Raw genomic sequence first — 6,759 nt, 5'->3', positions numbered from 1 at the left:
GCACCGGGCCGCCGGGCCGCCCGCCGCCGGGCGCGCCCGCGCCCCGGCCGGCGCCGTCGGTGGCGCCGCCGCCCTGGCCGCCCTTGCTCACCGGAGGCTTGCGTGGCGCGAACCAGTCGCTGGTCGTCTTCTCCTCGGCGGGCCGGGCGGGTGCGGCGGGAGACTCGACGGCGCCCGTGGACGCGGTGGCGTCCGACGCCGGTGCCTCGGCGTCGGTGTCGGAGCCGTTCGCGCCCTCGCCGTCCGCGACGGGTTTGCGCACCACGACCGGCGGGATGGGCCGCGATCCGGGGATGTTGATCCGGATCCGGGTCGTCAGCGTCGTCTCGGTCTTGCGGTCCTCCGGCCGCGTGGCCGAACGGCCCGCGCCCGCACCGTCACCGGACGCCACAGAGGTCCCGTAGGGCGGCGTGCCCGACGGATATGCGGCTCCGCCGCGCCCGTTGGGCCCGGAGGACGGACTGTCAGTTTCACGACTCAAGGCAGGTTCTCCCGGTTGGCTCCGCCGCCCGTCACGATCTCACGGTGGGGGGTCCCCCTGCTCCAGGAGCTGGGGAAAGCTCGGCGGCGCGCACCACCATACTGGCCACTTCTGGCCGGTATTCCAGGGCCACTGGGGAAACCCCCACCGGACCCGCACGCACACGCCACGGCGAAGTGGTACGTCACTTGCCAAGTCGGACCGGACCGCCGCCGGGTTGCCGCCCCGGCGCGAGGGTGGCGCACATCACAGCCACGACGATGCCGCCGAGCAGGAACAGGTAGGAGCCGCCGCCCGCGGCGAAGACGAAGTCCCCCTCGGGGCGGCTGGTGGTGAGCAGGACGACGGCGAGCATCCAGCCGGCGGCGGGCGCGACGGCCCCGGCCCGGCCGCCGACGGCGCGGGCCGCGCCCAGGCAGAGTCCGGCCTCCCCGGCGAGGGCGAGCAGCAGCCCGCCCGGGAACCACGCGGGCTGCACCAGCGCCCCGGCCACGCCGGCCGCCGCGCCGAGCACGAACAGTCCCAGGTAGGCGGCGGCCCGCCCGGCGGAGGGCGGTCGCAGCGGCTGGGCCAGCATCGGCGTGCGGTCGCTCATGACGCGTCCCCGATGCCCAGGCCGAGGCCGGCGAACAGATCGGTCTCCCGCACCCCGGAGCCGCGCTCGCCGCGCACCAACTCGTAGTACTCGGTGGTGAACAGGGGCTGCGCCAGGTCGTTCGAGAGGACGAAGTACGGCTCCGCCACCGTGATCTGCGTGGCGTGCGCGCGCATCGCGGCGGCCTTGGCGGCGGCGTGGGCGGTGCCGTCGATCTCGGTGGTGATCCGCTCGTCGGGCACGACGCCGGGGACGTCGTCGACCGTGGCCGCCCCGGTGAAGGGCAGGCCGGGCAGGTCGTCCCGGAGCCGGGCGAAGGACTCCTCGGCGACGGAGCGCGGCACGCGGTTCCAGTAGACCTTGGCGACGGGGCAGCCCGCCTCCTCGGCCAGTTCGACCGCGCGCATGGCGACGCGGTGGGCCTGGACGTGGTCGGGGTGGCCGTAGCCGCCGTTGTCGTCGTAGGTGACGAGGACCTGGGGGCGGACCTCGCGGATCACCTCGACGAGCAGTGCGGCCGCCTCGTCGACGTCGGCCTGCCAGAAGCAGGCGGGGTCGTCGTTGTCGGGCAGGCCCATCATCCCGGAGTCGCCGTAGCGTCCGGCGCCGCCGAGCAGGCGGACGTCCTCGACGCCGAGGGCGCGCATCGCGTCCCGCAGCTCCCCCGCCCGGTGCTGCCCGAGGGCGGGGCCGCTCAGGTGGGCCAGGCCGGGCGGGATGACCTCGCCGCGCTCGCCGAGGGTGCAGGTGACCAACGTCACATGGGCGCCCTCGGCCGCGTATCGGGCCATGGTGGCGCCGTTGTTGATCGACTCGTCGTCCGGGTGGGCGTGCACCAGCAGCAGACGCCGGGGGGGCAGTTCCGTCATGGCCCCAGCCTATGAGGCGCCGGATCGCCGTTCACCGCGCCCCGGCCCCTTGGCCCGCGCCGTCGGGCACGGGGGCGAAGACCGCGTGGACGGGGATGCCGAGCAGGGGATGGTCGCGCAGCCTGCCGACCCAGTCGTTGTCCGGGTTGGAACGGGAGACGATCCCGACGGCGGCGACGGCCGTACGGGGATCGACGGAACCCTTGACGTTCAGGTCGGTCCAGGCGATCACCAGCACGTCCGGGTGCCGCATGACGCCCTCGGGGACGTCCTCCACATCAGGCGTGCCGTTGTGGGCCGGCAGCTCGTCCGGCATGACCTTCTCCAGACGGCGGCCGACGTGCGCGGCCGTGACCTCGTGGGGCCCTCCGGCCGACGTCATGTCGTGGACGGTCCCTTCCTTGGTGACCTCGGACTTGCCGGGCAGCGTGTCGTCCATGGACCGAACGACATCGCGCATGGCCCGGTACAGGTGGGAGACGCCCTGGCGCGCCGGGTGCGATGGTCATCGTGCTCGCTCCTCGTCGTCCGTGCCCAGGGGCGAGGGTCGTCGCTTTCACGCCAGGCGGCCTCCTGGAGGCCGGTTCGGCGGTCACCGCGGCGGGCGTCGGGGTCGGGTGTGCAAAAGCCGCGGTCGCAGCCGTCGCGGTTCCGTATCAGGCGGTGTCCGCCCGCCCGGGTGAGCGCGGGCCGCGGGCGGGAGGGACGGGGCCCGGCAGGGTGCCTTCCCCCGGCGTTCCTCGTCTTTCAGGCGCCGCCGGCACCGGAGCGTGGCGCCGGCCACGTGGAGCGTGAGGCGGAAGCTGCGGCCCGGGACGCGGCCGTGGGTGGCCGCGTTGGCCGCCAGTTCGGCGACGACCTGGCCCGCCGTCTCGTGCGGCAGCCCCCAGCTCCGCAGCGCCTCCACCGCGAGCAGGCGGGCGAGGCGGGCGGTGGAGATCGGGGTCTACGAGTGCAGCAGCATCGCGGGCCTTTTGCAGACACCCGAGTACGCACGCGCCCTGTTCGAAGTGCGCCAGCCTCCTTACCCGGCCGAGGAAGTGGAGCGTTTGGTGGCCGCGCGCATGGCACGGTTGTCGATCTTCGATCGCTCACCGGCTCCCTCCCTCAGCTTCGTCCTGGAGGAGGCGACGCTTCGCCGCCGCGTCGGGGGCACAATGGCGCGGAAACAGCAATTCGAACGCTTGCTGGAAGTGGGGCAGTTGAACAACGTCTCGCTCCAGGTCATGCCGATGGACAGCGTCGCCCATCCCGGCATGAGCGGCAGGATCGAGTTGCTGAAGTTCGAGGACGGAACAGCGGTGGGGCGTTCCGACGGCGCGTTCAACGGCCGCCCGGCCTCCGAACCGAGGCAACTGCGCATTCTCGAACTGCGATATGGCACGATCCGGGCGCAAGCTCTTCCGCCCGGGGAGACACCGGCCCTCATCGAGCGATTGCTGGGAGAAACATGATCCGCAAGGCCTCCGCCAGGGACACCTCCGACCTGGCGTGGTTCAAGAGCAGTTACAGCAGCGGCCCGGAAGGCGACTCCTGCGTCGAGATCGCCACCGAACCCGGCACCGTCCACGTCCGCGACTCGAAGAACGTCGAGGGTCCCCGGCTGGCCTTCTCCCCCGCCGCCTGGGCCGGCTTCGTGCCGTACGCGGTCGAGGGCTGATCCGGCGGCTGCCGGCTGCTGCCCGGTCCGGGGCTCCGGTACGTCCAAGTCCCCCCGGGAAGCGGGCGGTGGCCGTGAACGCGTCAGGGCGTGCCGGAGCGGCCGGCGGGCCCCGGTGACGGCCGTGAAGGTCCCGTCGGCGTGCGTGGTCGTCCGGATCGGGGCGTGCGGCCGGCCGGCGGCCGGGGAGTCCCGGTCCGTGCGCCGTCCTTGTCCCCCGTGCGCCCCCGGTCCGCCGGGCTTACCGGGCCCGATCCGGGGAAGCCGGAGGGAGGGACGGGTGAGACGCTGACCCCGGCCGGGGCCCGAGGGCCGGCCCCGGGTCCCGGCCGGAGGACGCGGTGCTCAGAACTTGATGCTGCCGATCATCCCCGCGATGTTCGTCGTCAGCTCACTGATCGTGGGCGCGACGGTCGAGGAGGCGAGGTAGAAGCCGAGAAGCATGCAGATGACGGCATGCCCGGTCTTCAATCCTGACTTCTTGATCAGCAGGAAGACGATGATCGCCAGCAGCACCACCGCCGAAATCGAGAGTGCCACGGCGGCTCACCTCCAAAGAACCCAGGGACGAGGGGGGTCGGACGGGGTCGGACGGGTCGGTCGTGGGGGCAGGTAAATCCGTACAACAGCAAGCAGGTTCATACCCACTATGCGCTAGTGATCATAACTATCCGTCCGTGTGCATCGGTCGGCGCACGGCCGCACAAGGGGGCGCATGGCCAATATGGTCGGGGGATGCAGACCGAGGCTGACTCTTTCCCCCGACGGCACGCCCGGACCCAGCGGTTCACGCTCGGCGCGCCGCGTTCGTTCACTGTGGCTCCCGACGGCTCACGTGTCGTCTTCCTGCGCTCCGGTTCCGGCACGGACCGGGCGAGTTCGCTGTGGGTGCTCGACCTGGCGGACGGCACCGAACGCCTCGTGGCCGACCCGCGCGTCCTGCTGGGCGGCGTGACGGAGCGGCTCTCCCCCGAGGAGCGGGCACGGCGCGAACGCAGCCGCGAAGGCGGCGCCGGCATCGTCGGCTACGCCACCGACGCGGCCGTCGAGCTGGCCTCTTTCACCTTGTCAGGGCGGCTTTTCACGGCCGGGCCGGGGACCGGCGCGACCCGTGAACTCCGCGTCCCCGGTCCGGTGATCGACCCCCGGCCCGCCCCCGACGGACGGCACGTCGCCTACGTCGCCCGGGGCGCGCTGCGGGTCGTGGGAGCCGACGGCGAGGGCGACCGGGCGCTCGCCGCCCCGGAGTCGGAATCGGTCACCTATGGATTGTCCGAATTCATCGCGGCCGAGGAGATGGGGCGTTCGCGGGGTTTCTGGTGGTCCCCGGAGTCGGACCGGCTGCTGGTGGCGCGTGTGGACGACACGCCGGTGCGGCGGTGGTGGATCTCCGATCCGGCCCACCCGGAACGTGATCCACACCACGTCCGCTATCCGGCGGCGGGCACGGACAACGCGGACGTGCGGCTGTTCGTGATCGGTCTCGGCGGGGAGCGCACGGAGGTCGTCTGGGACCGGGACCGTTACCCGTATCTGGCACGAGTGCACTGGTCAGCGGCGGGTGCGCCGCTGTTGCTGGTCCAGGCGCGCGATCAGCGCAGCCAGGTGTTCCTGGCCGTGGACCCCGACTCGGGGGCGACCCGCATGGTGCACGCGGACGATGATCCAATTTGGCTGGAACTTTTCGCTGGAGTGCCGTGCTGGAGCCCTTCCGGACAGCTCGTGCGGATCGCCGACGAGGGCGGCGCGCGGGTGCTGGCGGTCGGCGAACGGCCGCTGACCGGCCCGCAGCTGCACATCCGGGCGGTGCTGGACGTGTCCGACGACGACGTGCTGGTCTCGGCCTCGGCGGGTGAGGAGGCAGCCGATCCGGAGACCGGCCAGGTGCACGTCTACCGGGTGAACGAGCTCGGCGTGGAGCGCCTGTCGCAGGAGCCCGGCGTGCACTCCGCGGTGCGCGCCGGGGGTGTGACCGTACTGGTCTCCGCCACGCTCGACCGGCCGGGCGCCCGGGTGCGGGTGCTGCGGGACGGGAAGCCCGTGGCGGCCGTCCCGTCGTACGCCGAGGATCCCGGCATGTCCCCGCGGGTGACGCTCACCCAGGGGGGCGCACGCCGCATTCCGTGCGCCGTGCTTATGCCTCGGGACTACGCCGGGGACACTCCCCTGCCGGTTCTCCTGGATCCCTACGGCGGTCCGCACGGCCCGCGGGTGGTGGCCGCGCACAACGCCCACCTGACCTCGCAGTGGTTCGCCGACCAGGGGTTCGCGGTGATCGTCGCCGACGGCCGCGGCACCCCCGGCCGCTCCCCCGCCTGGGAGAAGGCGGTCCACCACGACCTCACCGTCTCCCTCGACGACCAGGTCGAGGCGCTGCACGCGCTCGCCGGGACGTACCCGCTGGACCTGTCCCGGGTGGCGATCCGCGGCTGGTCGTACGGCGGCTGGCTCGCGGCGCTGGCGGTGCTGCGCCGCCCGGACGTCTTCCACGCGGGCATCGCGGGCGCCCCGGTCACCGACTGGCGGCTGTACGACACGCACTACACGGAGCGGTACCTGGGCGATCCGGCCGCGCAGCCGGCGGCCTACGCCAAGAGCTCCCTGGTCACCGACGACGGGCTGTCCGCGCCCGCCGAGCCGCACCGCCCGCTGATGATCGTGCACGGCACGGCCGACGACAACGTGGTCTTCGCGCACGCCCTGCGCCTGTCCTCGGCGCTGCTGGCCGCCGGCCGCCCGCACGAGGTGCTGCCGCTGTCCGGCGTGACCCACATGACCCCGCAGGAACAGGTCGCCGAGAACCTGCTGCTCCTTCAGGTCGACTTCCTCCGGCGGGCCTTGGGCCCGGCATAGCGGGGCGAACGCGGGCGAACCGCGTTAACACACAGGCAACTTCACGGAATCCGTACCGATATACGGACGCGGGAGGCTGAACAGCGTACGGCCGTGCGGGTGCCGTAAACGGGCCGGGGTGCGCCATGTCACCCCGGCCCGTTGCCGTGCGCCGCCGCCGGGACCACCTGCTTCTCCTCGGCGAAGTGGCAGGCCGAGGCGTGGGCGGCCGGGGAGTCGGTGCCCTTGAACCGCTCGGGGACCGCCAGCAGCGGCACCTCCTGGGCGCACTTGTCCTGCGCCTTCCAGCAGCGGGTGCGGA

At 73.0% G+C, this 6,759-nt stretch carries 5 protein-coding genes and 4 pseudogenes; 3 read left to right on the top strand and 6 right to left on the bottom strand.

Translation table 11 applies throughout. The features are described 5' to 3' along the window. From ABD363_RS32145 to ABD363_RS32125, 5 genes and pseudogenes are all read right to left on the bottom strand, one after another. Positions 1–481 (bottom strand): annotated as a pseudogene (locus tag ABD363_RS32145) (hypothetical protein); the annotation flags it as partial. Between the two features lie 184 nt (positions 482–665). Further along, positions 666–1,076, bottom strand: coding sequence for a DUF6113 family protein (locus tag ABD363_RS32140; protein ID WP_344609991.1), 411 nt, complete (start codon positions 1,074–1,076; stop codon positions 666–668). Continuing rightward, positions 1,073–1,945 (bottom strand): N-acetyl-1-D-myo-inositol-2-amino-2-deoxy-alpha-D-glucopyranoside deacetylase, encoded by an 873-nt coding sequence (gene mshB, locus ABD363_RS32135; protein ID WP_344609990.1) that lies wholly within the window; start codon positions 1,943–1,945, stop codon positions 1,073–1,075. The genes ABD363_RS32140 and mshB overlap by 4 nt, the downstream gene beginning before the upstream one ends. 70 nt (positions 1,946–2,015) lie before the next feature. Further along, positions 2,016–2,454, bottom strand: a pseudogene (locus ABD363_RS32130) (Uma2 family endonuclease); the annotation flags it as partial. Positions 2,455–2,708: 254 nt separating this feature from the next. Next, positions 2,709–2,885: pseudogene (locus ABD363_RS32125) on the bottom strand (ATP-binding protein); the annotation flags it as partial. On the opposite strand from ABD363_RS32125, the pseudogene ABD363_RS32120 reads away from it, so the two are divergent. Both ABD363_RS32120 and ABD363_RS32115 read left to right on the top strand, forming a co-directional pair. Next, a pseudogene (locus ABD363_RS32120) lies at positions 2,872–3,399 on the top strand (DUF5753 domain-containing protein); the annotation flags it as partial. The pseudogenes ABD363_RS32125 and ABD363_RS32120 sit on opposite strands and share 14 nt — an antisense overlap. Next, entirely contained in the window at positions 3,396–3,605 is a 210-nt protein-coding gene (locus ABD363_RS32115; RefSeq protein ID WP_344609989.1) for a DUF397 domain-containing protein, read from the top strand. The pseudogene ABD363_RS32120 and the gene ABD363_RS32115, both read left to right, overlap by 4 nt. Positions 3,606–3,950: 345 nt before the next feature. Here ABD363_RS32115 and ABD363_RS32110 read toward each other — a convergent pair whose 3' ends face one another. Further along, complete coding sequence (locus ABD363_RS32110; protein WP_344609988.1) at positions 3,951–4,145, bottom strand: hypothetical protein; 195 nt, start codon at positions 4,143–4,145, stop codon at positions 3,951–3,953. Between the two features lie 195 nt (positions 4,146–4,340). On the opposite strand from ABD363_RS32110, the gene ABD363_RS32105 reads away from it, so the two are divergent. Next, positions 4,341–6,458: a S9 family peptidase gene (locus tag ABD363_RS32105; protein ID WP_344609987.1), complete on the top strand. Its 2,118-nt coding sequence runs from the start codon at positions 4,341–4,343 to the stop codon at positions 6,456–6,458. Positions 6,459–6,759 lie beyond the last annotated feature (301 nt).

The sequence above is a fragment of the Streptomyces glaucus genome, assembly GCF_039533365.1.
GTDB lineage: Bacteria > Actinomycetota > Actinomycetes > Streptomycetales > Streptomycetaceae > Streptomyces > Streptomyces glaucus.
This window is presented reverse-complemented; position numbering and strand designations above follow the sequence as displayed.